This window comes from Acidovorax sp. LjRoot194, from assembly GCF_964253015.1.
Classification (GTDB): Bacteria; Pseudomonadota; Gammaproteobacteria; order Burkholderiales; family Burkholderiaceae_C; genus Acidovorax.
Map to the genome: position 1 here is coordinate 1,499,163 of NZ_CAXUQB020000001.1, position 26,305 is coordinate 1,525,467.

23 protein-coding genes are annotated in these 26,305 nt (G+C 67.5%); 19 read left to right on the forward strand and 4 right to left on the reverse strand.

The genetic code is table 11. The annotated features are described in order from the left end of the window. Positions 1-81: 81 nt before the first annotated feature. Together ACSQ3N_RS06920 and metG are read right to left on the reverse strand one after the other, a co-directional pair. On the reverse strand, positions 82-507 hold the full coding sequence (locus ACSQ3N_RS06920; protein WP_436145926.1) for a hypothetical protein: 426 nt from the start codon (positions 505-507) through the stop codon (positions 82-84). 127 nt (positions 508-634) lie between these two features. Next, positions 635-2,728: a methionine--tRNA ligase gene (gene metG, locus ACSQ3N_RS06925; RefSeq protein WP_436145927.1), complete on the reverse strand. Its 2,094-nt coding sequence runs from the start codon at positions 2,726-2,728 to the stop codon at positions 635-637. A 121-nt stretch (positions 2,729-2,849) separates the two neighbouring features. Here metG and ACSQ3N_RS06930 point away from each other — a divergent pair, with 121 nt between their 5' ends. Further along, a complete protein-coding gene (locus ACSQ3N_RS06930) occupies positions 2,850-4,019 on the forward strand; it encodes an SMP-30/gluconolactonase/LRE family protein (protein ID WP_436145928.1) in 1,170 nt (389 codons plus the stop codon). 169 nt (positions 4,020-4,188) lie between these two features. Here the strand turns inward: ACSQ3N_RS06930 and ACSQ3N_RS06935 are convergent, their stop codons facing one another. Next, entirely contained in the window at positions 4,189-5,460 is a 1,272-nt protein-coding gene (locus ACSQ3N_RS06935) for a patatin-like phospholipase family protein (RefSeq protein ID WP_436145929.1), read from the reverse strand. A gap of 148 nt (positions 5,461-5,608) precedes the next feature. Then, complete coding sequence (locus ACSQ3N_RS06940; protein WP_436147929.1) at positions 5,609-6,175, reverse strand: restriction endonuclease; 567 nt, start codon at positions 6,173-6,175, stop codon at positions 5,609-5,611. A 137-nt stretch (positions 6,176-6,312) separates the two neighbouring features. Between ACSQ3N_RS06940 and apbC the strand changes: the two genes are divergently transcribed. The 18 genes from apbC to ACSQ3N_RS07030 all read left to right on the forward strand — a co-directional run bounded on the left by apbC (position 6,313) and on the right by ACSQ3N_RS07030 (position 26,256). After that, complete coding sequence (gene apbC / locus ACSQ3N_RS06945) at positions 6,313-7,404, forward strand: iron-sulfur cluster carrier protein ApbC (RefSeq protein ID WP_436145930.1); 1,092 nt, start codon at positions 6,313-6,315, stop codon at positions 7,402-7,404. A gap of 86 nt (positions 7,405-7,490) precedes the next feature. Continuing rightward, the gene (locus ACSQ3N_RS06950) at positions 7,491-8,549 is read left to right on the forward strand and encodes a PDDEXK nuclease domain-containing protein (protein ID WP_056161678.1); all 1,059 of its coding nucleotides are present in this window, start codon (positions 7,491-7,493) and stop codon (positions 8,547-8,549) included. Positions 8,550-8,625: 76 nt separating this feature from the next. Beyond that, a complete protein-coding gene (locus ACSQ3N_RS06955) occupies positions 8,626-9,576 on the forward strand; it encodes a LysR family transcriptional regulator (RefSeq protein WP_056161679.1) in 951 nt (316 codons plus the stop codon). Between the two features lie 307 nt (positions 9,577-9,883). Beyond that, positions 9,884-11,560, forward strand: coding sequence for an OFA family MFS transporter (locus ACSQ3N_RS06960; RefSeq protein ID WP_436145931.1), 1,677 nt, complete (start codon positions 9,884-9,886; stop codon positions 11,558-11,560). 142 nt (positions 11,561-11,702) lie between these two features. Further along, positions 11,703-14,039: an FdhF/YdeP family oxidoreductase gene (locus tag ACSQ3N_RS06965; RefSeq protein WP_056162527.1), complete on the forward strand. Its 2,337-nt coding sequence runs from the start codon at positions 11,703-11,705 to the stop codon at positions 14,037-14,039. A 16-nt stretch (positions 14,040-14,055) separates the two neighbouring features. Beyond that, positions 14,056-14,352 carry a hypothetical protein gene (locus ACSQ3N_RS06970; protein WP_056161684.1) on the forward strand — a complete coding sequence of 99 codons (297 nt, stop codon included), beginning with the start codon at positions 14,056-14,058 and terminating at the stop codon, positions 14,350-14,352. Between the two features lie 11 nt (positions 14,353-14,363). Further along, positions 14,364-15,293 carry a formate dehydrogenase accessory sulfurtransferase FdhD gene (gene fdhD, locus ACSQ3N_RS06975; protein ID WP_056161686.1) on the forward strand — a complete coding sequence of 310 codons (930 nt, stop codon included), beginning with the start codon at positions 14,364-14,366 and terminating at the stop codon, positions 15,291-15,293. Between the two features lie 51 nt (positions 15,294-15,344). After that, the gene (locus tag ACSQ3N_RS06980) at positions 15,345-15,893 is read left to right on the forward strand and encodes a DUF3305 domain-containing protein (RefSeq protein WP_056161688.1); all 549 of its coding nucleotides are present in this window, start codon (positions 15,345-15,347) and stop codon (positions 15,891-15,893) included. Then, the gene (locus ACSQ3N_RS06985; RefSeq protein ID WP_056162531.1) at positions 15,886-16,590 is read left to right on the forward strand and encodes a DUF3306 domain-containing protein; all 705 of its coding nucleotides are present in this window, start codon (positions 15,886-15,888) and stop codon (positions 16,588-16,590) included. The genes ACSQ3N_RS06980 and ACSQ3N_RS06985 overlap by 8 nt, the downstream gene beginning before the upstream one ends. Beyond that, positions 16,550-18,625 (forward strand): 4Fe-4S binding protein, encoded by a 2,076-nt coding sequence (locus ACSQ3N_RS06990; protein WP_056161689.1) that lies wholly within the window; start codon positions 16,550-16,552, stop codon positions 18,623-18,625. The genes ACSQ3N_RS06985 and ACSQ3N_RS06990 overlap by 41 nt, the downstream gene beginning before the upstream one ends. A gap of 14 nt (positions 18,626-18,639) precedes the next feature. After that, positions 18,640-19,254 carry a TorD/DmsD family molecular chaperone gene (locus ACSQ3N_RS06995; protein ID WP_436145932.1) on the forward strand — a complete coding sequence of 205 codons (615 nt, stop codon included), beginning with the start codon at positions 18,640-18,642 and terminating at the stop codon, positions 19,252-19,254. Between the two features lie 146 nt (positions 19,255-19,400). Continuing rightward, positions 19,401-19,613 carry a hypothetical protein gene (locus ACSQ3N_RS07000; protein ID WP_056161694.1) on the forward strand — a complete coding sequence of 71 codons (213 nt, stop codon included), beginning with the start codon at positions 19,401-19,403 and terminating at the stop codon, positions 19,611-19,613. A gap of 12 nt (positions 19,614-19,625) precedes the next feature. Then, a complete protein-coding gene (locus ACSQ3N_RS07005) occupies positions 19,626-22,592 on the forward strand; it encodes a formate dehydrogenase subunit alpha (protein ID WP_436145933.1) in 2,967 nt (988 codons plus the stop codon). A 25-nt stretch (positions 22,593-22,617) separates the two neighbouring features. Beyond that, positions 22,618-23,235: a formate dehydrogenase FDH3 subunit beta gene (gene fdh3B / locus ACSQ3N_RS07010; protein WP_056161698.1), complete on the forward strand. Its 618-nt coding sequence runs from the start codon at positions 22,618-22,620 to the stop codon at positions 23,233-23,235. Beyond that, positions 23,232-23,477, forward strand: a complete 246-nt coding sequence (locus ACSQ3N_RS07015; protein ID WP_436145934.1) for a hypothetical protein — start codon at positions 23,232-23,234, stop codon at positions 23,475-23,477. The genes fdh3B and ACSQ3N_RS07015 overlap by 4 nt, the downstream gene beginning before the upstream one ends. 8 nt (positions 23,478-23,485) lie before the next feature. Then, the gene (locus tag ACSQ3N_RS07020) at positions 23,486-24,703 is read left to right on the forward strand and encodes a formate dehydrogenase subunit gamma (RefSeq protein WP_436145935.1); all 1,218 of its coding nucleotides are present in this window, start codon (positions 23,486-23,488) and stop codon (positions 24,701-24,703) included. Between the two features lie 20 nt (positions 24,704-24,723). Further along, complete coding sequence (locus ACSQ3N_RS07025; protein WP_436145936.1) at positions 24,724-25,116, forward strand: hypothetical protein; 393 nt, start codon at positions 24,724-24,726, stop codon at positions 25,114-25,116. A 168-nt stretch (positions 25,117-25,284) separates the two neighbouring features. Further along, on the forward strand, positions 25,285-26,256 hold the full coding sequence (locus ACSQ3N_RS07030; RefSeq protein WP_436145937.1) for a formate dehydrogenase accessory sulfurtransferase FdhD: 972 nt from the start codon (positions 25,285-25,287) through the stop codon (positions 26,254-26,256). Positions 26,257-26,305: the final 49 nt, after the last annotated feature.

The window sequence follows — 26,305 nt, forward strand, 5'->3', positions numbered from 1 at the left end:
GTGGTACTCAGGGTCTGCTCGAACCGTTGTGCACAACGCGGAGGCCACAGCAGCGTGTGTCGCTGCTGGCGCGTCTTCTATCTACTTGCTTTTGGTCATGGGGCACGACAGCACTTGCCTGTCGGGCAGCGCAGAGATGCTCCAATCCGGCAGGTGCTTCTTCTGAAACCCCTCCAAGGATGGGTAGCCCGTCACATTCCAGTTGTATTCGCTGGTGCGCACCGCCTCGATCACAGGGTAGCGACACTCGCTGCTGCGTTTCTTCAGACGGAAAACGATTCGCTCCTGGCTCGGATCGGCGTTCCGTTCAAGAACGTCGTAGCGGGTGGCGGTACAGGTACTGAAGGTTGAATGCCATGCGATCGTTTTTGCGCGCACCTGCATTTCCCCGGAGCATGCTCGGCCTGTCCCTTCGAACACGCCGGTGAATGCTTGGTCTGATGCAGCGGCAGCGATGGAGAAAAATCCGACGATCGCTGAGAGACCGAGAGCCATGATGGTGTGCACAGTGCCACTGTGGCTTTGCCGAGCGGCACTTGTGTCAGCAGTGCGCACAAGCGCGGGGCGGCTGTGAGCCAATCTCAATGAGATGTCGTCAGCTGAGCTGCTCACCGCTCACCGCTCACCGACTCGCTCAACGAACCCGCATGCCCGGCGCAGCACCCGGCCAGGGGTTGAGCACGTAGATACCCGGATTCGCCTTCTCATTCCCATGGCTGGCCGCCAGCACCATGCCTTCGGAGATGCCGAACTTCATCTTGCGCGGTGCCAGGTTGGCCACCATCACGGTGTGCTTGCCCACCAGGTCTTCTGGCTTGTAGGCGCTGGCGATGCCGCTGAAGACATTGCGTGTGCGCCCCTCGCCCACGTCCAGCGTCAGGCGCAGCAGCTTGGTGGAGCCCTCCACGGGCTCGCAGTTCACGATCAGCGCGATGCGCAGGTCGATCTTGGTGAAGTCGTCAATGCCGATGGTGGGGGCCAGTTCCTCGCCGCCGGGGGCTGCTACGGTTTCAGTAGCGGCTGGCGCTGGTGTGGCGGGCGCCGGGGGCTCGAACAGGGCTTCCAGCTGCTCGGGCACCACGCGTTGCATCAGGTGCTGGTACTGGCCGATGGTGTGGCCGGCGCCCAGCAGCTGTTCGGCGTCGGCAAACTGCAGCGGCTGCACGTTCAGGAAGGCCTCCACCTGGGCGGCCACGGCGGGTAGCATGGGTTTGAGGTAGATGGTCAGCAGGCGGAAGGCTTCGATGCAGGTGGTACACACGTCCTGCAGGCGGGCGTCCATGCCGTCCTTCTTGGCCAGCTCCCAGGGCTTGTTGGCGTCCACGTAGCTGTTGACGCGGTCGCACAGCAGCATGATCTCGCGCGCGGCGCGGGCCGTGTCGCGGGCCTCGTAGGCGGCGACCATGCCGACTTGCGCATCGCGCAGCTGGGCCAGCAGGGTTTGGCCGTCGTCGCTCACGGTGCCCAGCTTGCCGTCGAAGCGCTTGGCGATGAAGCCTGCGGCGCGCGAGGCGATGTTCACGTACTTGCCGATCAGGTCCGAGTTCACGCGGGCCAGGAAGTCGTCGGGGTTGAAGTCGATGTCTTCGTTGCGGCCATTGAGCTTGGCGCCCAGGTAGTAGCGCAGCCACTCCGGGTTCATCTTGAGCGCCAGGTACTTGAGCGGGTCCAGGCCCGTGCCGCGGCTCTTGCTCATCTTCTCGCCGTCGTTCACGGTCATGAAGCCGTGCACGCAGATCTTGGTGGGCGTCTTGCGGCCGCTGAACTTCAGCATGGCGGGCCAGAACAGCGTGTGGAAGGTGATGATGTCCTTGCCGATGAAGTGGTACTGCTCGACAGCCGGGTCGGCCATGTAGGCGTCGAAGTCCTCGCCGCGCCGCTCCAGCAGTTCCTTCAAGGACGCCAGGTAGCCCACGGGCGCGTCCAGCCACACGTAGAAGTACTTGCCCGGCGCATCGGGGATCTCGATGCCGAAGTAGGGGGCATCGCGCGAGATGTCCCAGTCGTCCAGGCCCTCGCTGGTGCTGCCGTCGGGGTTGGTGCGCACGCCGAACCATTCCTTGATCTTGGCGGCCACCTCGGGCTGCACATGCACGCCGTCCTGCGTCCAGGTGGTCAGGAACTCCACCGCGCGCGGGTCGGACAGCTTGAAGAAGAAGTGCTCCGACGTCTTGAGCACCGGCTTGGCGCCCGACAGGGCCGAGAAGGGGTTGATCAGGTCGGTGGGCGCGTAGACGGAACTGCACACCTCGCAGTTGTCGCCATACTGGTCCTTGGCGTGGCAGCGCGGGCATTCGCCCTTGATGAAGCGGTCGGGCAGGAACATGTTCTTCTCGGGGTCGAAGAACTGCTCGATGGTACGGGTCTCGATGAACCCGGCCTTCTTGAGGTCCAGGTAGATCTGCTTGGACAGCGCATGGTTGGCGGGGCTGTCGGTGTTGCTCCAGTTGTCGAAGGCGATGTGAAAGCCGTCGAGGTACTGCTTGCGGCCGGCGGCGATGTCGGCCACGAACTGCTGGGGCGTCTTGCCGGCCTTTTCGGCCGCGATCATGATGGGCGCGCCGTGGGCGTCGTCCGCGCCCACGAAATTGACTGCGTTGCCCTGCATCCGCTGCGCACGCACCCAGGTGTCGGCCTGGATGTATTCCATGATGTGGCCGATGTGGAAATTGCCGTTGGCATACGGCAGGGCGGTGGTAACGAAGAGTTTGCGTGCGGATGACGTCATGAAAAGCGGCTTTCTCAGGCGGAACCGATGATTTTAGGCGCTCGCAGCCCCGTTGCGCCGCTGCGGGGCCGGTCCGGCGCTGGATCACAATGCGCGGCATCGACAACCACAGGACAAATCGATGGCGAAGAGGACCTTGGCAAAGACTCTGGGGTGGGGTGTGGGCGGCATCGTGCTGGCGGGTGCGGCCTACCTGGCGTGGTGGCCCGTGCCCATCCGGCCGGTGGCGTGGACGGCCCCGGCCGCGCCGGGCTACCAGGGCGCGCACGCGCCCAACCAGCGCCTGGCGGGGCTGCAGATGATCGACCTGAAAGGCGAAGTCGGCCCCGAGCACATCGCGCTGGGCAAGGACGGCAAGCTCTACACCACGGTACTGAGCGGCAACATTTTGCGCATGAACCCCGATGGCTCGGGCCAGGAGGTGTTTGCCAATACCGGCGGGCGGGTGCTGGGTTTTGACTTCGACGCAGCGGGAAACCTGATTGCGGCCGACGCGGTCAAGGGCCTGCTGTCCATCGCGCCCGACGGCAAGGTCACCGTGCTGGCCGACAAGGTCGGCAACGACCCCATCCGCTACGCCGACGGCGTGGTGGTGGCGAAAAGCGGCAAGATGTACCTGAGCGACGCCTCCACCCGCTTTGCGCCCAAGGACTGGGGCGGCACTTTCGAGGCCAGCGTGCTCGACATCCTGGAGCAGGCCAGCACCGGCCGTGTGCTCGAGTACGACCCCGCCACCCGCAGCACCCGCGTGGTGGCGCGCGGCATCAGCTTTGCCAATGGCGTGGCGCTGAGCCAGGATGAGAAGAGCCTGTTCGTCAACGAGACCGGCAAGTACCGGGTGTGGAAGATCGCGGTGGACGCGAACGACCTGGACATCAGCGAGGCCGATGCCAAGGTGAAGGCGCCCGCCGGCAGCCAGCCCGCGCCCCAGGCCCGCGTGCTGCTGGACAACCTGCCCGGCTACCCCGACAACCTCATGCGCGGCATGGACGGCCGCATCTGGCTGGGCTTTGCCAAGCCGCGCGGCGCCGCCATCGACAACATGGCCGGCAAGCCCTGGCTGCGCAGCCTGACGCTGCGCCTGCCGCGCGCGCTATGGCCCATCCCCAAGCCCTACGGCCATGTGATCGCGTTCACCGACGACGGCAAGGTCGTGGCCGACCTGCAGGACCCGACGGGCGCCTACCCCGAGACCACGGCCATCACCGAGACGGCCGACCGGCTGTATGTGCAAAGCCTGCACGCGCACGGCCTGGGCTGGTTGTCCAAGGATGTGCTGCAGCCGAAGTAGAGAGCAGGAAGGCAAGCGGCAGGGGAGGCGCGCGTCCCACGGGCATCCTTCGGGTTCGGGTGCAGTCACTCAATACCCGAAACCGTTCGGGCTGAGCCTGTCGAAGCCTTGCGCGGCGCTTCGACGGGCTGAGCGTGAACGGTTTTGTATTTTCGAACGCAATCGGGCCTCAGGCGTGGTGCTTGGTCTGCACCTCGGCACCGGTGTCCGTCCAGCCGAAGAACCGGCACACCTCTGCGCGCATCGCCAGCGTGTCGGCCCGGCCCAGGGCCATCAGCTCCTGTGTGTAGCCGGACTCGAACAGCAGGTAGCTGGCCAGCGCCGCGCCGCGCACATCCGCCATGTTGGACGTGACACCCAGCGCCGCCAGCATGGTGCGCACCGGGCCGGGCAGCTCGCCCACATGGCGCGCCGCCACGGCGTCCAGCCGCTGCGACGGCGCGATGACCAGGAGCTCGATGGGGCGCAGCGCGCTTTTATTGCGCACGCCTTCGGGGATGAGCGACAGCGTCTGGTTCACGCGCTGCACGCGCTCCACGTCCACGGCCAGGGCATCGAGAAAGATGTTGGACAGCGCATGCCCCGCGATCTGCGCAAGCGACGGGTAGTTGGCCGTGGGGTTGGCGGCGGTGTCGCCCTTGGGCTCGTGCATGCGGCCCGCGCCGATGACGAGGATGCGCTCGGCCCCCAGGTGGATCGCCGGGGCGATGGGGGCCGACTGCCGCATGGAGCCGTCGCCGAAGAACTCGGTGTGGTCGTCGATGGTGATGCCCTTGGCCGGAAAGATGAACGGAATGGCCGAGGACGCCAGCAGGTGCTCGTGCGTGATGCGGTCGCGCGCCGCCTTGCGCTGCGAGCGCACCCAGGGCTGCACCGGCGCGTTGGATTCGAAGAAGGTCACGTGCTCGCCCGAGCTGTAGCTCGATGCCGTCACCGCCAGCGCCGTGAGGTGGCCTTTGCGGATGAGCCTGGGCAGGCGCACCAGCGGCACCATCTTGACCAGCAGTTTTTCCAGCGGCGAGTTGTCCAGCAGCGACCGGGGCCGCATGCGCCGCCAGCGCGCCAGGGCCCAGCCCATGGACAGCAGCGTGAGCCAGCGTGCCCCGCTGCGCATCACCGACAGCGAGTCGGCCCCGTACACCTGGCTGGCGTGGAACTGGCGCCACACCCGCGCAATGCGGCGCACCGCGCGGTCGAAGTGGTCCGCGCCGCAGGCCAGTGCGGCGGCATTGATGGCGCCGGCCGAGGTGCCGGTGATGATCGGGAAGGGGTTGGGCTCATCGCCCGCGCCGCAGGCGTTGCGGATGTCGGCGATGGCTTCGAGCACGCCCACCTGGTAGGCGGCCCGGGCGCCGCCGCCGGTCAGCAGCAGGCCCGTGGGGCGGGTGGGAGGCGTGGGCGCGGTGGCGGCGGGCGCGGTGTGGGGGCGGGTCGATGGCATCTGCGATGGGGCGGGGGTGTGCCCCGAGTGTGGAGTGCTCTACCGCTGGCCCCATCTGGGAAAACCCGCATGGCGGGCGGCGGGTGGCGCGCCTGGCGGTGGCGGCATCACCGAGATGCCGCGGGCCGGGACGCAGCGGCAGGTCGGGTCAGCGCTGGCTCAGCAGCAGCACCGCCACGGCATCGCCCTGCAGCACGGCAATGCCGTGGTCGCGGGCGAACAGGCGTGCGTTGTCACTCAGCTGCCCGTGCGTGGCCACGTAGATGCCGCCCGACGAGCCCCGGGCCTGAATCGCCGCGTGCAGCTCGCGCAGCGGCTCCACGCCGTGGGTGGCGGCCTTCCAGCGGCGGGCGCTGACCAGCGTCGTGCGCCCGTCCTGGGTCAGGCACAGGTCGGCCGCGCCGTTGGCGGGCAGGCGCTCGACCGCGTAGCCCGCGCGCGTCCAGGCGGCGGCCAGCGTGTCGGCAAAGCTGCGCCAGGGCATGCTGGCCACGGCGTCCAGCATCTCGGCCACCCGGGCGGGGTTGGGGGCGCGCAACTGCTTCCAGGCCGCGATGCAGCCCACCACCAGGATGGGAAAGCTGGCCAGGGCGCCCGCCACGAAGTATTCCTTGGGCAGCAGCGCGCCCGCTGCCATCACGATCAGGCCGACCACCAGGAAGCTGACCCACCAGGGCGAGCGCAGCAGCATGGCAAACAGGGACTTTTCGGCCATCTTGAATTTCACGGGGAAACCTTCTCTTCTTCTCGGTGGGTTCGGATGCGCCAGGGACGCGACAGGCGCGCATTGTCCTTCAGCCGAAGGGGCACCGTCCTTCGGAATAGACTAGCGGACCCACAGGAGTTAATTGAATGGCAGTCACCGAACAGGGCCTCTTGGCCGCTCTTTCCAGCGTTCTGGACCCCCACACGGGCAAGGATTTCGTCAGCACCCGCGCCGTGCGCAACGTGCAGATCACCGGTGGCGACATCGCGTTCGACGTGGAACTGGGCTACCCCGCCAAGAGCCTGGTGCCCGAGCTGCGCCGCAGCCTGGTGGCCGCCGCCAAGGGCGTGACGGGCGTCGAGAACGTCTCGGTCAACATCACCACCAAAGTCATCGCCCATGCCGTGCAGCGCGGCGTGCAGCTGCTGCCCCAGGTGAAGAACATCATCGCCGTGGCGTCTGGCAAGGGCGGCGTGGGCAAGAGCACCACGGCCGCTAACCTGGCCCTGGCGCTGGCCGCCGAGGGCGCCAGCGTGGGCGTGCTGGATGCCGACATCTACGGCCCCAGCCAGCCCATGATGCTGGGCATCAACCGCCGCCCCGAAAGCGACGACGGCAAGACCATGGAGCCGCTGGAGAACTATGGCGTGCAGGTCATGTCCATCGGCTTCCTGGTGGACCAGGACGAAGCCATGATCTGGCGCGGCCCCATGGCCACCCAGGCGCTGGAGCAGCTGCTGCGCCAGACCAACTGGAAGGACCTCGATTACCTCATCATAGACATGCCGCCGGGCACCGGCGACATCCAGCTCACGCTGTCCCAGCGCGTGCCCATGACCGGCGCGGTGATCGTCACCACCCCGCAGGACATCGCCCTGCTCGACGCCAAGAAGGGCATCAAGATGTTCGAGAAGGTGGGCGTGCCTATCCTGGGCATCGTCGAGAACATGGCCGCCCACGTGTGCAGCAACTGCGGCCATGTGGAGCACATCTTCGGCGCCGATGGCGGCAAGAAGATGGCGGCCGACTACAACATGGACTACCTGGGTGCGCTGCCCCTGGACATGAGCATCCGCCTGCAGGCCGACAGCGGCAAGCCCACGGTGGTGGCCGACCCCGATGGCGAGATCGCCCAGATCTACAAGAAGGTGGCGCGCGACGTGGCGGTGAAGATCGCCCAGCAGGCGAAGGATTTTTCGAACAAGTTTCCGACGATCTCGATCAGCAAGAACACCTGAGGGGAGTTTTGCTATTAAATGGATAGCTGCTGGCGCTTGATGGACAAGCGGCAGGGCCCCAAAAGGCTGCGCAGAGGACTGACCCCATGAGCGAAAAGCCCGTCGGCCTGATCGACCCGCCCGCAGGCTACGCCGATTGGCTGGCCGAGTTGAAGGGGCGCATCCACGGCTCCCAGCAGCGCGCCACGCTCGCTGTGAACCGTGAGTTGGTCCTGCTGTACTGGCAGATCGGCCGGGACATCCTGCAGCGCCAGGCGGCGCAGGGTTGGGGCTCGAAGGTGATCGATCGGCTGGCACAGGACTTGCGCGCAGCCTTTCCTGAGATGAAGGGCTTTTCTCGGGCTAACCTCATGTACATGCGCGCGTTTGCGCAGGCGTGGCCTGATGCGGCAATTGTCCAACAGGCTGTTGGACAATTGCCTTGGGGCCACAACCTGGTGCTTCTGTCGCAGTTGAAAGATCCCGCGCAACGGCTGGCCTATGCACAAAGTGCCATTGCGCATGGATGGTCGCGCAATATGCTGAACATCCATATCGAAACCCGTCGCCTGGAACGCAGCGGCCAGGCGGTGACGAATTTCGAGGGCTGCTTGCCCAAGCCGCAGTCGGACTTGGCCCGAGAATCTCTGAAAGACCCCTACCGTTTTGACTTCCTGGGCTTGTCCGACGAGGCTCAAGAGCGCGAAATCGAAGGTGCCCTGGTCAAGCATGTGACTGAATTCCTGCTGGAACTCGGCGCAGGGTTTGCCTTCGTGGGCAGGCAGGTGCTGCTGGATGTGGGTGGCGACGAGTTTTTCATCGACCTGTTGTTCTATCACCTCAAGCTGCGCTGCTATGTGGTGATCGAATTGAAGGCGGGCAAATTCAAACCCGAGCATCTCGGCCAATTGGGCTTCTACCTCACGGCAGTGGACCGCCAGGTCAAGGGCGAGTACGACAACCCCACGATTGGACTGCTGCTGTGCAAAACCAAGAACAAGGTGGTGGCTGAGTACGCTCTCGGAGACAAGTCGCAACCGATGGGCAGTGCCGAGTACAAGTTGCTGGAGTCCCTGCCCGCAGAATTGCAGACCAGCCTTCCCAGCATCGAGCAGATCGAGCGTGAACTGGCGGACAGCCCGATGCCCGATGCCGGAGATACTTGATTGCTCCTGAAATGTGAGCTTCTAGCGCTTTCTACATAAGCGCTACAGCCAAAAAAATGCCTGCAAACCTCCGCCCATGAACCTGCTCGCCTCCCTGCGCTACCTGGTTGCCCTGCACGAGCACCGGCACTTCGGCCGGGCGGCGCAGGCCTGCCACATCACGCAACCGGCGCTGTCGAACGCGCTGCGCTCGCTGGAGGAGGAGTTCGGGGTCGTCATCGTGCAGCGCGCGCGCACCTATGTGGGCCTGACCCACGAGGGCGAGGCCGTGCTGGCCACGGCGCAGCGCATGCTGCGCGACAACGAGGTGCTGCGCCAGGAACTGAGCAGCACGGAGGCCGAGCCGCAGGGCCGCCTGCGCATGGCGTCCACGCCCACGGCGGTGCCCATCCTCTCGCGCTTTGCGGCCATGCTGCAGGCGCGGCACCCGGGCATACTGCCCGTGGTGCTGTCGATGAGTTCGCAGGAGCTCGAACAGCGGCTCGAAGACCTGTCGCTGGACCTGGCCGTGGGCTACAGTGAGCGCATGCAGGCCAAGCGCGTGAACCTGCGCTCGTGGCCGCAGTGCAACGAACACTACTACCTGCTGCGCCGTGCCCTCACGCCCGGCCCGGACCGCCTGTGCATCGGCGCGCCCATGCGCTGGAAGGACGCGGCGCGGCTGCCGCTGTGCCTGCTCACCCCCGACATGCACAACCGCTTCATCATCGACGAGGCGTTCCGCGAGGCGGGCGAACCCGTGCCGCCCGCCATCGAGACCAACTCGGTGCTGACCCTGGTGCTGTCCGTGCTGTCGGGCGAGGTCTGCAGCGTGCTGCCGGGCGCCATGGTGGCCGCCGCGCGCAGCGAACGCGGCCTGGAGGCCCTGCCCCTGGTCGCGCCCGATGTGCGCACGCCCATCGGCTTCATGACCCAGCGCGGGCCCCGCGTTTCCCGGGCCCTCGAAGCCGCGCTCGAGCTGCTGGACCAGCCTGCCTGGCGGGACCATGTGGCGCTGCACTGCGGAGAGCTGAGGGACTCCCCCTGAGTCGCCTTCGGCGCCTTCCCCCAAGGGGGGACGCACCCCGTGGCCTGGCCAAGCCAGTTCCACGGGTGCACTGGCTTGGCACCGCGCCAGTTTCGTCGGCTTTAGCGTGACTGACTTTGGCTGATTGCAAGCCATCTGCAATCAATTTCCATTCGCGTCATTCAATTGTTGAATCGCAGCATGTGCCGATTCAATTTGACGCTAGGGCGCTCCTGTCCGGACACTCCGCCCCGCGCAATTGACTTGCGTCAAGAAAAACTGGTGCACACGCTGCAGCGCCTGCACGACATCACAGGAGAGAGAACCTATGAACGCATCCACAGCGGGCTCGGCCGCCTTGCCCGGGGCCCACGCGTCTCACGGCTTCCTGGACAAGGAGCGCATCATCGCCGCGCCCGGCTTCAACCGGTGGCTGGTGCCGCCGGCAGCGCTTGCGATCCACCTGTGCATCGGCATGGCCTATGGCTTCTCGGTGTTCTGGCTGCCGCTGTCCAAGGCTCTCTCCACGGCCCGCACGGGCTCGGCCTGCGCCAAGGACATGAGCTTCTTCGCCGAGCTGTTCGCATCGGGCTGCGACTGGCGCGTGGCCACGCTGGGGTGGATGTACACCCTGTTCTTCGTCTTCCTGGGCTGCTCTGCCGCCATCTGGGGCGGATGGCTGGAACGTGCCGGCCCGCGCAAGGCCGGCGTGGTCTCGGCCGTGTGCTGGTGCGGCGGCATGCTGCTGTCGGCGCTGGGCATTCACCTGCACCAGTTCTGGCTCATGATCCTGGGCTCGGGCGTGATCGGGGGTATCGGGCTGGGGCTTGGCTACATCTCCCCCGTGTCCACCCTGATCAAGTGGTTCCCTGACCGGCGCGGCATGGCCACCGGCATGGCCATCATGGGCTTTGGCGGCGGCGCGATGATCGGCTCGCCCCTGGCCGTGGACCTGATGAAGCACTTCTCGAGCCCCACCGACGTGGGCGTGATGCAGACCTTTGTGGTCATGGCGCTGGTGTACTTCGTGTTCATGATGGCCGGTGCCCTGGGCTACCGCGTGCCGCCCACGGGCTGGAAGCCCGCCGGCTGGACCCCGCCACCCCCCTCGGCCAACGCCATGATCACCCAGCGCCACGTGCACGTGAAGCGCGTCTGGGGCATCCCGCAGTTCTGGCTCATCTGGGTCGTGCTGTGCATGAACGTGAGCGCCGGCATCGGCGTGATCGGCATGGCCTCGCCCATGCTGCAGGAAGTCTTCGGCGGCGGCCTGATCGGTGTGCAGCAGAAGTTCGGCGAACTCGACAAGGCCCAGCTGGCCGCCATTGCGGCGGTGGCGGGCGGCTTCACGGCGCTGCTGTCGCTGTTCAACATCGGCGGCCGCTTCTTCTGGGCCAGCCTGTCCGACAAGTTCGGCCGCAAGATGACCTACGTGATCTTCTTCGTGCTCGGCGGCCTGATGTACGCGAGCATCCCCAGCTCTGCAGGCGCGGGCAGCAAGCTCCTGTTCGTGGGCGCCTTCTGCGTGATCCTGTCGATGTACGGCGGCGGCTTCGCCACGGTGCCGGCCTACCTGGCCGACCTGTTCGGCACGCAGTTCGTGGGCGCCATCCACGGCCGCCTGCTCACGGCCTGGGCCACGGCCGGCATTCTCGGCCCCGTGGTGGTCAACTACATGCGCGAATACCAACTGGGCCTGGGCCTGCCGCGCGAACAGGTGTACAACCAGACCATGTACATCCTGGTGGGCATGCTGGTGATCGGCCTCATCGCCAACCTGATGGTGCGTCCGCTGGCCGACAAGTGGTTCATGAGCGACGAGGAACTGGCGCACGAGAAGAAGCTGGCCCACGAAAAGAGCGTGGCGGCCGAAGTGGGCGGCGGCCCCGGCAGCGGCGGCACGACCAGCCCTGCGCTGGTGGCCTTCGCGTGGCTGGCAGTGGGTGTGCCGCTCGTCTGGGGCATCTACAAGACGCTGGTGAGCGCCGCCAAGTTCTTCCAGTGACGAAGGCGCAGGCCGCCGCCATGGCGCCTTCGCTGATGCACGGGGCCGCAGCCGCCCTGTGCGCGCCCCTTGCGGGGCAGGGGCCGGGAACGCCGCGGGCGTGGCACAGTCCAAGCCGTGGCGCACCGTCCAGGAGACCATGATGAAGCAAGAAAAAATCGAGTTCTACAAAGGCCCCGCCGGCGGATGGGGCGCGCTCAACAGCGTCAAGAACGCGCTGCTGCGCCAGGACATTCCGTTGAAGGGCGCCAAGACGCTGCTCTCGGCCAACCAGCCCGACGGCTTCGACTGCCCGGGCTGCGCCTGGCCCGACCGCAACCATGCGTCCACCTTCGAATTCTGCGAGAACGGCGTCAAGGCCGTCGCGGCCGAGGCCACCGCCCGCCGCGCCGGACCCGGCCTGTTCGCCCAGTACACCGTGGCCGAGCTGGCCGAGCAGAGCGATTTCTGGCTCGAAGACCAGGGCCGGCTCACGCAGCCCATGGCCTACCACGCGCCCAGCGACCAGTACCGCCCGATCTCCTGGGACGATGCGTTCACGCTGATCGCGCGCCACCTGAACGCGCTGCCCGACCCCAACCAGGCCATCTTCTATACCTCGGGCCGGGCCAGCAACGAGGCCGCCTTCCTGTACCAGCTGTTCGTGCGCCAGTTCGGCACCAACAACTTTCCCGACTGCTCGAACATGTGCCACGAGCCCAGCGGCAGCGGCATGCGCCCGCAGATCGGCGTGGGCAAGGGCACGGTGACCCTGCACGACTTCGAGTGCGCCGACGCGATCTTCATCTTCGGCCAGAACCCCGGCACCAACCACCCGCGCATGCTCGGCGAGCTGCGCGAGGCGCACAAGCGCGGCGCGCGCATCGTGAGCTTCAACCCCCTGCGCGAGCGCGGGCTGGAGCGCTTTGCCGACCCGCAGGACAAGCTGGAGATGGCCACGATGGGCTCCACGCCCATCAGCACCCACTACTTCCAGCTGCGCGTGGGCGGCGACCTGCCGGCGGTCAAGGGCATGATGAAGCATGTGCTGGAGCAGGAGGACGCACGCGGCGGCGTGCTCGACCACGCCTTCATCGCCGAGCACACCACCGGCTTTGCAGCCATGGCGGACGACCTGCGCACCGAATGCTGGGAACTGCTGGAGCAGGAGTCGGGCCTGACCGAGGCGCAGATGCGCTCCGCGGCCGACATCTACATCGGCGCCAAGAGCGTGATCGCCTGCTGGGGCATGGGCATCACGCAGCACAAGTACGCGGTGGCCACCATCCAGGCCATCGTCAGCCTGCTCATGATGCGCGGCAACATCGGCCGCGAGGGCGCGGGCCCGTGCCCGGTGCGCGGCCACAGCAACGTGCAGGGCGACCGCACCATGGGCATCTGGGAAAAGCCCCCGGCCGCCTTGCTGGACAAGCTGCGCGACGTGTTCGGCTTCGAGCCGCCGCGCGAGAACGGCGTGGACACGGTGGAGGCCATCCGCCAGATGCTGGACGGCAAGGGCAAGGTGTTCTTCGCCCTGGGCGGCAACTTCGCATCCGCCACGCCGGACACCTACGAGACCTGGAAGGCCCTGCAGCGCTGCGACCTCACGGTGCACGTGACCACCAAGCTCAACCGCAGCCACATCGTGCATGGCAAGGAGGCGCTGATCCTGCCATGCCTGGGCCGCACCGAGATCGACATGCAGGCCACCGGCCCGCAGGGCGTGACGGTGGAAGACTCGATGAGCATGGTGCACATCTCGGTGGGCATCAACCCGCCCGCGTCCGAGCACCTGCTGTCAGAGCCCGCCATCGTCGCGCGGCTTGCCGCCGCCACGCTGGGCGCGCGCAGCAACGTGCCCTGGCTGTGGCTGGTGGAAGACTATGCGCGCATCCGAGACCAGATCGAAAAGGTGTTCCCCGACTTCAAGGACTTCAACCAGCGCGTGGCCGTGCCCGGCGGGTTCCGCCTGCGCAACACGGCCAGCGAGCGCGTGTGGGCCACGGCATCGGGCAAGGCCAGCTTCCATGCCCATGCCGTGCCGCGCGATACGCCCACGCACATCGCGCGCGAACGCTACAAGGATGCGGTGGTCTTCACGCTGCTGACCACGCGCTCGCACGACCAGTACAACACCACCATCTACGGCATGGACGACCGCTACCGCGGCGTCTACGGCCAGCGCCGCGTGGTATTCATCAACGACAAGGACATCCGCGCGCTGGGCATGCAGGACGGCGACTGGGTCGACATCCAGACCGTGTGGAGCGACGGCCAGGAGCGCCGGGCCGACCGCTTCAAGCTGGTGGCCTACGACATCCCGCGCGGCAACCTCGCGGCCTACTACCCCGAGACCAACCCCCTGGTGCCGCTGTCCGCAGTGGCGGACGCGGCGGGCACGCCCACCTCCAAGTCCATCCCCGTGCTGCTGGTGCCGCACAAGCCCGCCGGTGGTGCCGTGGCGGTGGACGAGGCCGGTGCGCAGGCCGTTGCCCCATGAGCGCGCCGGCCCTGCCATGACGGCCGCACACGATACCCTGGCAGCCTCCATCCTGCGGGCGCTGGAGGAGGATTCGCACGGCGGTGCCGACGCACCCTCTGGCATGTCGCTGCCCCGCCTGGGCAAGCGCCTGGGCCAGGGCGCGAGCGTACTGCTGCGCGAGCTGAGCCTCATGAGCGATGCGCCCGTGGGCGGGCAGCGCGGCCCCGGGTGGGTGCGTGTGGACCGGGTCGGCGAGCGCTGGGTGGCCTTCCTGACCGACGAGGGCCGGGCCGTGGCCCGTGAGCTGGCGGTGGCCGGAGATGCACCATGAACGGACAGGCGATGCAGGGGCTTGCGGTGCACGGCGACAACAACGAGGAGGACGCCGACGAGGAGGCCCTGGCCCGGGGCCTGCATGCCCTGGCCTCGCGCCCGGTGCGGGTGTATGGCGAGGCGGGTGCGCCCGGCGAAGGCACGCTGCGCCTGGACACGCTGGCCGAGGAGATTCCGGTGGCGCTGGTGTTCAACGGCGTATCGCACGCGGTCATGATGGCCACGCCCGAGCAACTCGACGACTTCGCACTGGGCTTTGCGCTCAGCGAAGGCATCCTCGACCACGCGCACGACGGCCGCAGCACCGCGCTGCGCTTGGCCGACCAGAGCGCCGCGCACCTGCCGGCGGGCGTGCCAGGGGTCGAGGTGCACATGGAGATATCTGCGCGCAGTTTCGAGCGCCTCAAGCAGCGGCGCCGCAGCATGGCAGGGCGCACGGGCTGCGGCGTCTGCGGCGTGGAAAGCTTTGCCGCCCTGGACCTGGAGCCCGCGCGGCTGCCCGCCCGCGACTGGGTGGAGCGCGTGGATCTGCACACGGTGCTCACGGCCTTTGCCGGGTTGAAGGCGCAGCAGCCGCACAACGCGCATTCGGGCTCGCTGCATGCTGCCGGCTGGGCCACGCTGGACGGGCAGCTGGCCCGTGTCTGCGAAGACGTGGGCCGGCACAACGCGCTGGACAAGCTCATCGGCTGGCTGGCGCGCAGCGGGCGGCTTGCGGAGCCGGGCTTCGTGGTGCTCAGCAGCCGGGGCAGCCACGAACTGGTGCGCAAGTGCGCGCGCGTGGGACTGGCGGCGCTGGCCACCATCTCGGCCCCCACCGCGACCGGCGTGCAGGTGGCCGAGCTGGCCGGGCTGCGCCTGTGGGGGCTGTGCCGCGCGCCGCGCGCGGTGCTGTATGCACCGGGAGCGCAGGCCTCGCACGCCTCCCCCGGGGGCTGAAACGCAGGGGCATTGCTCGCCGTGTCTGCGGGCTGGCAGTACAGTCGGGCCATGTCTTTGCGCCCCACCCTCGAAGTCGCCGTCATCATGCGCCGTGAGCGCCTGGACAACCGCTGGCAGCCCTGGCGCTGGACGCTGGACGACGTGGTGCCCGGCGAAGCGGCCTTTGGCGATGTGCCGCGCCTGCTGCGCGAAGATGCGGACGAAACCCGCTGGCTGTTCCCGGGCTTTGCCGTCGAACTTTTCAAGGACGACGGCGAGGGCTACCACCTGAACCTTACCAGCCCGGCACCGTGCTGGTTCGTGCTGTGGCGCATGGACGAAAGCGGCGCCGAGGAAGGCCGGCTGGCACGCCCGGTGGCGGTGAGCCTGAGCTACCACGACGCCGGCCGCTGGCTCGATGCGCAGGAGGCGGTCGAGCAGGTGCCCGCACCGCCCGCCGTGCTGCAGGCGCTGCAGGCCTTCGTGGACGAGCACTACGTGCCCGAGCCCAAGCGCCGACGCAGGCCCGACAGCTTCCAGCCGCTGACCGACCGCTTCGGCAACCCTGCCTCCGTGTCCACCGACAAGCGCCGTGGCGGTGGGGGTCACGGTGGCTGACGGCTTCCTCACGCGTTGGTCGCGCCGCAAGCAGGATGTGGCGGCGGGCAAGCCCGTGGAGGAGCCCGCACCGCAAGCGCCGCCGCCGGCTGCGGCGCAGGCCGAGCCTGGCGCGAAGGCACCGGCTGGCGTACCCCAGGCACCGACCGAACCAGCGACCCCGCAGCAGCCCCCCGCGCCCACGCTGGCCGATGCCCAAGCCCTCACGCCCGAGTCTGACTTCAAGCCCTTCGTGCAGCGCGCGGTCTCGCCCGATGTGCGCAACCTGGCGATGAAGAAGCTGTTTACCGACCCGCACTTCAACGTGATGGACGGCCTGGATATCTATATCGGCGACTACACCCAGCCCGACCCTTTGCCCGAGGGCATGCTGCGGCAGATGGCCAGCGCCCATGCCATGGGCTTCTTCGACCATGAAAAGCCCTTGCCGGATGCGGAGGGCGATGCGGAAAAGCCCCCGGGTCCCGCTCAGCATCGGGATGATGCGGAGGCGCAAGAGGCCGCGGGCGTGGCACAGTCGGGGGTATGCACCGCTGTTCCTAGCGAGTCCTCCAGCGAGCCCGGCGCGCCCGTGCTGTCCCCCACCGGGGCAGCCGACGCACCAGCCAGCCAACCCGACCATGACCACGACGCTCATCTGCGACTGCAACCAGACGATGCCACTCGACGCGAAAGCGTTGGGCGCGGCACTGCATGACGACCAGGGCCTGACCCTTCACTCCACGCTGTGCCGGCGCGAAGCCGGCGCTTTCCAGCAGGCCATCAAGACCGGCCAGGACGTGGTGGTGGCCTGCACGCAAGAGCAGCGCCTGTTCGCCGAGCTGGGCCAGCAGACCGAGGGCGCCATCTCCCCCATCCGCTTCGTCAACATCCGCGAGACCGGCGGCTGGAGCCGCGATGCGGACCGCGCCACCCCCAAGATCGCGGCGCTGCTGGCTGCGGCGCAGTTGCCCGAGCCCGAACCGGTGCCCACGGTCACCTTCAAGAGCACCGGTCGCCTCTTGATCATCGGCGCGCTCGATGTGGCCGAACGCGCTGCGGCCATGGTGTCCGATGTGCTGGAGGTGACGGTGTTCACCCAGGGCCCGGGCGCTGCGGGGGGCGCGCAGGCACGGCGCTTTCCGGTGCTGGGCGGGCGTATCACGGGCCTCACGGGCTGGCTGGGCGCGTTCGATCTGCAATGGTCGGCCGACAACCCCATCGACCTGGACCTGTGCACCCGCTGCAACGCCTGCGTGGCTGCGTGCCCCGAAGATGCCATCGGCCTCGACTACCAAGTCGACCTGACCGCCTGCCAGTCGCACCGCGCGTGCGTGAAGGTCTGCCAGGTGGCGGGCGCCATCGACTTCAGCCGCGAGGCGGCCCCGCACACCGAGCGCTTCGACCTGGTGCTCGACCTGCGCGCCGCTACAGCCACGCCCACCTTTGTGCAGCACGCGTTGCCGCAGGGGTACTTTCGCTGGGATGGCCGCGACATCGCCACGCTGCTGCGCCTGCGCGAGCTGGTGGGCGAGTTTGAAAAGCCCAAGTTCTTTGTCTACAAACAAAAGCTGTGCGCCCACAGCCGCAATGAAACCGTGGGCTGCAACGCCTGCGTGGACATCTGCTCGGCCGAGGCCATTGCGAGTGACAAGAGCCGCCAGCAAATCAAGGTGAACCCGAACCTCTGCGTGGGCTGCGGTGCCTGCACCACGGTGTGCCCCACGGGCGCGTTGACCTATGCCTACCCCAGTGCCACGGACCAGGGCCTGAAGCTCAAGACGCTGCTGTCCACCTATGCCGCAGCCGGTGGCAAAGACGCCGTGGTGCTGCTGCACAGCCAGGAGCGCGGCCAGGCGCTGGTGGAGGAACTGGGCCGCGCGGCGCAGCTCAAGGTGGCGCACGGCGTGCCGGCGCGGGTGATTCCGGTGGCGGTGTGGCACACGGCCAGCCTGGGCGTGGACCTGTGGCTGAGCGCCATCGCCTACGGCGCATCGCAGGTGACGGTGCTGGTGACCGATGAAGAAGCCCCGCAGTACCTCGAAGGCCTGCAGGCGCAGATGGATGTGGCGCAGGCCATCCTGCGCGGGCTGGGCTACACGGGCAGTCACCTGCAACTGGTGCGGGCCACGCATCCCACGGCGCTGGACGCCGCGCTGCAGGCCCTGGGGCAGACCCGCCAGGCCACGCCCGCCGTGCCCGCACGGTTTGCGGTGGCGCAGGAAAAGCGCAGCACGTTGGAGATGGCGCTGGACCATCTCATCGAATACGCGCCAGCCCCGGCCACGGTGCGGCCCGACGCCATTGCGCTGCCGGCCGCGGGCTCGCCGCTGGGCAGCATCAACGTGAACAAAGACCGCTGCACGCTGTGCCTGAGCTGCGTGAGCGCGTGCCCCGCCAGCGCCCTGCAGGACAACCCGCAGATGCCGCAACTGCGCTTCATCGAAAAGAACTGCGTGCAGTGCGGCCTGTGCGCCACCACCTGCCCCGAAGACGCGATCACCCTGCAGCCGCGTCTGCTGCTCACGCCCGAGCGTGCGCAGCTGCGCGTGCTCAACGAAGCCAAGCCCTGGGCCTGCGTGCGCTGCAGCAAACCGTTCGGCACGGTCAAGGCCATCGAGGCCATGCTGGGCAAGCTCTCGGGCCACCCCATGTTCCAGGGCGAGGCGCTGGAGCGCTTGAAGATGTGCAGCGACTGCCGCGTGATCGACCTGTATTCCTCCCAAAGCGAAGCGAAAGTGACGGACCTGTGAGCGCCCAACCTTCAATGACCCCTGCCGGCAGCTCGGCGCTGGACGAGGAAACCGCGCGCGCCGAGCTCTATGGCCTGCTGTCGCAGCTGTACTACGCAGCGCCGGGCCCGGAGCTGCTGTCCGCCCTGCGCGTGGCGGTGACCGAGGCACCGGCCGCTGGCGGCTTTCTACAGGAGTCCTGGCAGCAGCTGGTGGGCGCAGCACGTGCGCTGGACGATGCAGCCATTGCTCTGGAGTTCGACCGCCTGTTCGGCGGCGTGGGCAAGCCCGAGGTCTACCTGTACGCATCGCACTACGTGAGCGGCTTCTTGAACGAAAAGCCCCTGGCCCGCCTGCGCACCGAACTGGCCCGCCTGGGCCTGGCGCGTGACGAGGCGGCGATGCCCGAGACCGAAGACCACATCGCCTACCTGTGCGAGGTCATGCGCTACCTGATTGCCGGCGACGACGTGGCCGTGTGCAACCTGGCGTCGCAGCGCGACTTTTTTGCCACGCACTTGCAGCCGTGGGTCGGGTCACTGTGCGATGCGCTGGCGGCGCATCCGCAAGCACGGTTCTATGCTGCAACAGCACATTTCACGCGCGCCTTCGTCAGTGTGGAGGCGCAGGGCTTCGACATGCTCGATTGAGCCGTCCGGCGCTTACACCATCTGCGCGCAGCGCTATAAAAGATGAGTAAGTTGGTGGGTGGTATTCACCGCGATTGCGGTGTTGCACCTAGTGACATAGACTGTATGAACAGCATTTCATAGCTGCAGCCATTCTGGAGACAAGCATGCAGAACAGCCAAACCCCACCTTCGCGCCGCAGCTTCTTTGCCGGCGCCGCCACCGTCGGCGCCGCAGCGGCTGCCGTGGTGGCCCTTCCGCAGCTGGCGACGTCTCCCGAAGCGGCCGTGTCCGAGCCCCCCCGCGTGGCACCGGAGAAGGGCGGCGGGTACCACCTTTCCGCCCATGTGAAGCAGTACTACAAGACCACCCAACTCTGACCGGGGCGCCCCATGTTGCTCACCAAGAAGTCGCCGCACGCCGCGCCGGGCGCCGCGCCTGCCTCTCCTTTTGTTCACAGCCTGCGCCGCGGTTTGTCGCAGGCCCTGCCCACCATGGACCGGCGCGCGTTCCTGCGGCGCTCCGGCCTGGGCGTCGGCGTCGGCATTGCCGCGTCGCAGCTCACGCTGGTCAAGAAGTCCAACGCCGCCGAAGGCGCCAAGGTGGGCCTGGGCGACAGCAAGATCGAAGTGCGCCGCACCGTGTGCACCCACTGCTCGGTGGGCTGTGCGGTCGATGCCGTGGTCGAGAACGGCGTGTGGGTGCGCCAGGAGCCGGTGTTCGACTCGCCCATCAACCTGGGCGCGCACTGTGCCAAGGGCGCTGCGCTGCGCGAGCACGGCCACGGCGAGTACCGCCTGCGCTACCCCATGAAGCTCGTGAACGGCAAGTACGAGCGCATCAGCTGGGACACCGCGCTCAACGAGATCACCGCCAAGATGCAGGAGCTGCGCAAGGCCAGCGGCCCTGACAGCGTGTACTTCGTCGGCTCGTCCAAGCACAACAACGAGCAGGCTTACTTGCTGCGCAAGTTCGTGAGCTTCTGGGGCACCAACAACTGCGACCACCAGGCGCGCATCTGCCACTCCACCACGGTGGCCGGCGTGGCCAACACCTGGGGTTATGGGGCCATGACCAATTCGTACAACGACATGCAAAACAGCAAGGTCGCGATGTACATCGGCTCCAACGCGGCAGAGGCCCACCCCGTGAGCATGCTGCACATGCTGCACGCCAAGGAAACCGGCTGCAAGATGATCGTGGTGGACCCGCGCTTCACCCGCACGGCGGCCAAGGCCGACGAGTACGTGCGCATCCGCTCTGGTACCGACATTCCCTTCCTCTTCGGCCTGCTGTACCACATCTTCAAGAACGGCTGGGAAGACAAGCAGTACATCAACGACCGCGTCTACGGCATGGACAAGGTGCGCGAGGAGATCCTCGCCAAGTGGACGCCCGACAAGGTGGAAGAGGCCTGCGGCGTGAAGGAGGCGCAGGTCTTCAAGGTGGCGAGCATGCTCAACGCCCACCGCCCCGGCACCGTGGTGTGGTGCATGGGCCAGACGCAGCACACCATCGGCAACGCCATCGTGCGGGCATCGTGCATCCTGCAGCTGGCGCTGGGCAACGTGGGCAAGACGGGCGGCGGCACCAACATCTTCCGCGGCCACGACAACGTGCAGGGCGCCACCGACGTGGGCCCCAACCCCGATTCGCTGCCCGGCTACTACGGCCTGGCCGAAGGCTCGTGGAAGCACTTCGCGGCCGTGTGGGGCGTGGACTACGAGTGGATCAAGGCCAAGTACGCATCGCCCGCGATGATGACCAAGAGCGGCATCACCGTGTCGCGCTGGATCGACGGCGTGCTGGAGAAGAACGAGCTCATCGACCAGGACTCCAACCTGCGCGGCGTGTTCTTCTGGGGCCATGCGCCCAACTCGCAGACGCGCGGTCTGGAAATGAAACGCGCGATGGACAAGCTGGATTTGCTGGTGGTGGTGGACCCGTACCCCTCGGCCACCGCCGCCATGGCCGCCATGCCCGGCAAGGCCGAAGATTTGAACGCCAACCGCGCGGTGTACCTGCTGCCCGCGGCCACGCAGTTCGAGACCAGCGGCTCGTGCACCGCGTCCAACCGGTCGCTGCAGTGGCGCGAGAAGGTCATCGAGCCCCTGTGGGAGAGCCGCTCGGACCACATGATCATGCACCAGTTCGCCGAGAAGCTGGGCTTTGCCGCCGAGCTGTCCAAGAACTACAAGATGCAGAAGGTCAAGGGCATGGACGAGCCCGTGCCCGAGGACATCCTGCGCGAGATCAACAAGAGCGTGTGGACCATCGGCTACACCGGCCAGAGCCCCGAGCGGCTGAAGGCGCACATGAAGAACATGCACCTGTTCGACGTGAAGACCCTCAAGGCCAAGGGCGGCAAGGACAAGGACACGGGCTACGACTTCACCGGCGACTACTTCGGCCTGCCCTGGCCCTGCTACGGCACGCCCGAGCTCAAGCACCCCGGCTCGTCCAACCTGTACGACACCTCCAAGCATGTGATGGACGGCGGCGGCAACTTCCGCGCCAACTTCGGCGTGGAAAAGGACGGCGTGAACCTGCTGGCTGAGGACGGATCGTTCTCGCTGGGCAGCGAGATCACCACCGGCTACCCCGAGTTCGACCACGTGCTGCTCAAGAAGCTCGGCTGGTGGGACGACCTGTCGGACGCCGAAAAGGCCAAGGCCGAAGGCAAGAACTGGAAGACCGATCCCACCGGCGCGATCATCCGCGTGGCCATGAAGCACGGCTGCCACCCGTTCGGCAACGCCAAGGCGCGTGCCGTGGTGTGGAACTTCCCGGATGCGATACCGCAGCACCGCGAGCCGCTGTACGGCACCAAGCCCGAGCTGATGGCCAAGTACCCCACGCACGACGACAAGAAGGCCTTCTGGCGCATGCCCACGCTGTACAAGAGCGTGCAGGACAAGAACATCGCCGACAAGGTGCACGAGAAGTTCCCGCTCATCCTGAGCTCGGGCCGCCTGGTCGAGTACGAAGGCGGCGGCGAGGAAACCCGCTCCAACCCCTGGCTGGCCGAGCTGCAGCAGGAGTCGTTCGTCGAGATCAACCCGAAGACGGCGGCCGACCGCGGCATCCGCAACGGCGAGCGCGTGTGGCTGAGCTCGCCCACCGGCGCACGCCTGAACGTGCAGGCGCTGGTCACCGAGCGCGTGGCACCCGACACGGTGTGGATGCCGTTCCACTTCTCGGGGCGCTGGCAAGGCGCGGACATGCTGGCGTACTACCCCAAGGGCGCAGCGCCCATCGTGCGCGGCGAAGCGGTGAACACCGCCACCACCTATGGCTACGACAGCGTGACCATGATGCAAGAAACCAAGACCACGATCTGCAACGTGGAACGCGCCTGATCGCGCCGCGCAAGGAGACCTACCCATGGCACGAATGAAATTCATCTGCGACTCAGAGCGCTGCATCGAATGCAACGGCTGCGTCACGGCCTGCAAGAACGAGCACGAGGTGCCGTGGGGCGTGAACCGCCGCCGCGTGGTCACGCTCAATGACGGCGTGCCCGGCGAGAAATCCATCTCGGTGGCCTGCATGCACTGCAGCGATGCGCCCTGCATGGCCGTGTGCCCCGTCAACTGCTTCTACCGCACGGACGAAGGCGTGGTGCTGCATGACAAGGACGTGTGCATCGGCTGCGGCTACTGCAGCTATGCCTGCCCCTTTGGCGCACCGCAGTTTCCTTCCACCGGCACCTTCGGCGTGCGCGGCAAGATGGACAAGTGCACCTTCTGCGCCGGTGGCCCCGAAGAGCATGGCAGCCAGGCCGAATTCGACAAGTACGGCCGCAACCGCCTGGCCGAGGGCAAGCTGCCCGCCTGCGCCGAAATGTGCTCCACCAAGGCCCTGCTGGCTGGCGATGGCGACGTGGTGGCGGACATCTTCCGCAACCGCGTGGTGCAGCGCGGCAAGGGCGCCGAAGTGTGGGGCTGGGGCACGGCCTACGGCTCGCAGCAGGCCGGCCAGCCTGCAGGGGGCAAGTCATGACCACGATGCAACGCACCTTGCTGGTCGCCTCCGCAGCCCTGGCCCTGGCGGCCCTGAGCGCCTGCGGCGAAAAGCCGCAGACCGGCGCCGGCATCCGCAGCGATGCCACACCCTACGCCGGCACCGGCAGCGCCTTCACGCAGCCGGGCTGGACGGCCGGTGACAAGGCGAGCTGGGAGGCGCAACTGAAGACGCGCCAGCAGTACGGCCAGAACGAGTACACGCGCATCACCGCGAAGTGAGGCCCGCCATGCAACACATCCTGTGGTCATTGGCGTTGGTGGTCGGGGTGGCCTGCGGCCCCGCACTGGCGCAGGCCCCGGCCGCTGGCGATGCAGCCTCTGCGCCTGCGGCAGCAGTAGCGCCTGCGCCTGCCACCGTGGCCCCGGCCGCGGGCGGCATCCAGAGCCAGAACATCTTCGAGGTCAAGCCGGACGCGAGCGCCGACCCCAAATACCTGGAGCAGACCAACGGCGAACGCGCCAAGGTGCAGCCCGGCAACAACGCGCCCATGTGGCGGCAGGTGGGGCAGGGCGTAACGGGCACCAGCAGCCTGCCCAAGAGCCAGGCGCCCGAGGCCGGCAACCTGATCCAGCCCTTCGTGCAGTACCCCGGCTCGCGCGTGACCAACGCCGGCGAGGCCTGGCGGCAGGTGCGCAACCAGTGGATCATCCCGTACGGCGGCTCGCTGCTGCTCATCGTAGCCGGTGCGATTGCGCTGTTCTACTGGGGCAAGGGCGCGATCAAGCTGCACGGCGCCGAGACCGGCCGCAAGATCGAGCGCTTCACCCCGTTCGAGCGCTCGGCACACTGGGCCAACGCGATTGCCTTCGTCGCCCTGGCGGTGTCGGGCATCGTGATGGCGTTCGGCAAGTTCTTCCTGCTGCCCATCATGGGTGCCACGCTGTTTGGCTGGCTGGCGTATGCACTCAAGAACATCCACAACTTCGCCGGCCCGCTGTTCGCGGTGTCGCTGGTCATCGTATTCTTCACGTTCCTCAAGGACAACCTGCCGCGCCGCGAGGACATCACCTGGATCGCCAAGGGCGGCGGCATGCTGTCGGGGCAAGAGGTGCCTTCGCACCGCTTCAACGCGGGCGAGAAGATCGTGTTCTGGGCCGGCGTGCTGGGCCTGGGCGTGATCGTGGTGGCCTCGGGCCTGGTGCTGGACAAGCTGATCCCCGGGCTCATCTACGAGCGCGGCACCATGCAGATCGCGCACATGGTGCATGCCGTGGCCACGGTGGTGATGATGATGATGTTCATGGGCCACATCTACATGGGCACCATCGGCATGCAGGGCGCCTACAAGGCCATGAAGACCGGCTATGTGGACGACACCTGGGCCAGGGAGCACCACGAGCTCTGGTACGACGACATCGAGGCCGGCAAGATCCCGCGGCAGCGCAGCGCCGTGGACGGACCGGCCGAGGCGGCCGCCGCCGCCGGCAAGCCCGCCCAGGCATGACATGTGAGGCACACCCCACCATGAAGACTCCACACCCCTTCCGTACCTTGGCGCTGACTATCTGTGCCGCTGGTGCGGGCAGCCTGGCCGTGGCCAAGCTGCCTCCGCCCTCGCCCGAGGCCGCCGCCAAGGCTGCAGAAGCCGCTGCCAAGGCCGCCTGGGCCGGCAAGGTCGACAACTACAAGCTGTGCCTGTCGCAGGACAAGGTGGCGGCCCACTACCGCAAGACCACGCCGGATGCCAAGCCTGCGGTGGCCACCGGCGCCTCGTGCGCTGACCCCGGCCCGTTCGCCTACACGCCGCCAGAGGCCAAGCCCCTGGAGGCCGCAGGTGCGCATTCGCCACCGGGCACGGCCAGCAGCCCGCCCAACACGGCCACGCCCGCCGCCGCGGCATCGGCACCCAAGCCCTGACCGCCACCGGCGGGGTGCGCGGGGTGCGTGCCCGTACTGCATACCGCCCCGCCGATACCGTACCCGTCCGAGCGCCCCACGGAGCAGTCTCTTCGCCCTTGGCCCCGCCCGGCGCAGGGCCAGGCTGAGCAGACGTCTGCATCCAGCACGCCTGCGTATAGTCCCTCCATGACCTCCCGCACCGCAACGGATTCCACCGCCCCGCCCTTGCCCCCCCTGCCGCGCCTGACGCAGGCCACGGCCCCGCTCACCCACAGTGTCGATGTGGTCAACGAACTGGGCGAGCGCGAGCAGGTCTCCATCCCCGCGGAGCGCCCGCTCACCGTGTATGTGGACAGGCGCGAGCTGGTCACGCTGATGACCCTGGGCGCGCACCCCGAGCTGCTGGTGCTCGGTTACCTGCGCAACCAGCGCCTCGTCGAGTCGGTGTTCGACATCGAGTCCATCACCGTCGACTGGGACGTGCACGCCGCCGCCGTGCGCACCCGCCACGGCATCGAGCGCATCGAAGAGCGCACGGCCAGCAAGGTGGTGACCACCGGCTGCGGGCAGGGCAGCGTGTTCGGTGGCTTGATGGACGAGGTGGACCGCATCGTGCTGCCCGAGGCGCGCCTCACCCAAGCCCAGCTGTACGGCATCGTCAACGCGATCCGCCTGAAGGAGTCCACGTACAAGTCTGCGGGTTCCGTGCACGGCTGCGCGCTGTTCCAGGGCGAGGAACTGCTCACTTTCGTGGAAGACGTGGGGCGCCACAACGCCATCGACACGATTGCGGGCTGGATGTGGATGAATGCGCAGTCGCCGCCGCCGCGGCCGACGGATGCAGCCACAGTGGGAGGAGGGCCCGCGCCCGAGCCCATGTCGGGCGCCGACAAGGTCTTCTACACCACCGGGCGTCTTACCAGCGAGATGGTCATCAAGTCGGCCCAGATGGGTGTGCCCATCGTGGTGTCGCGCAGCGGCATGACGCAGATGGGCCATGCGGTGGCGCAGCAACTGGGCCTGTGCGCCATCGGACGGGCGACCAACCGGCGCTTCGTCTGCTACAGCGGGGCGGACCGGCTGGTGCTGCAGCCGGAGCTGGCGCAGGCACCCGCGGTGCTGCCTGGGGCAGCGGCTGCGCCGCAGACACGGCGATAGCGGTCGGATGCCGGGCCACCGCGACGGCAACGGCTGCGGCTGCGGCGGC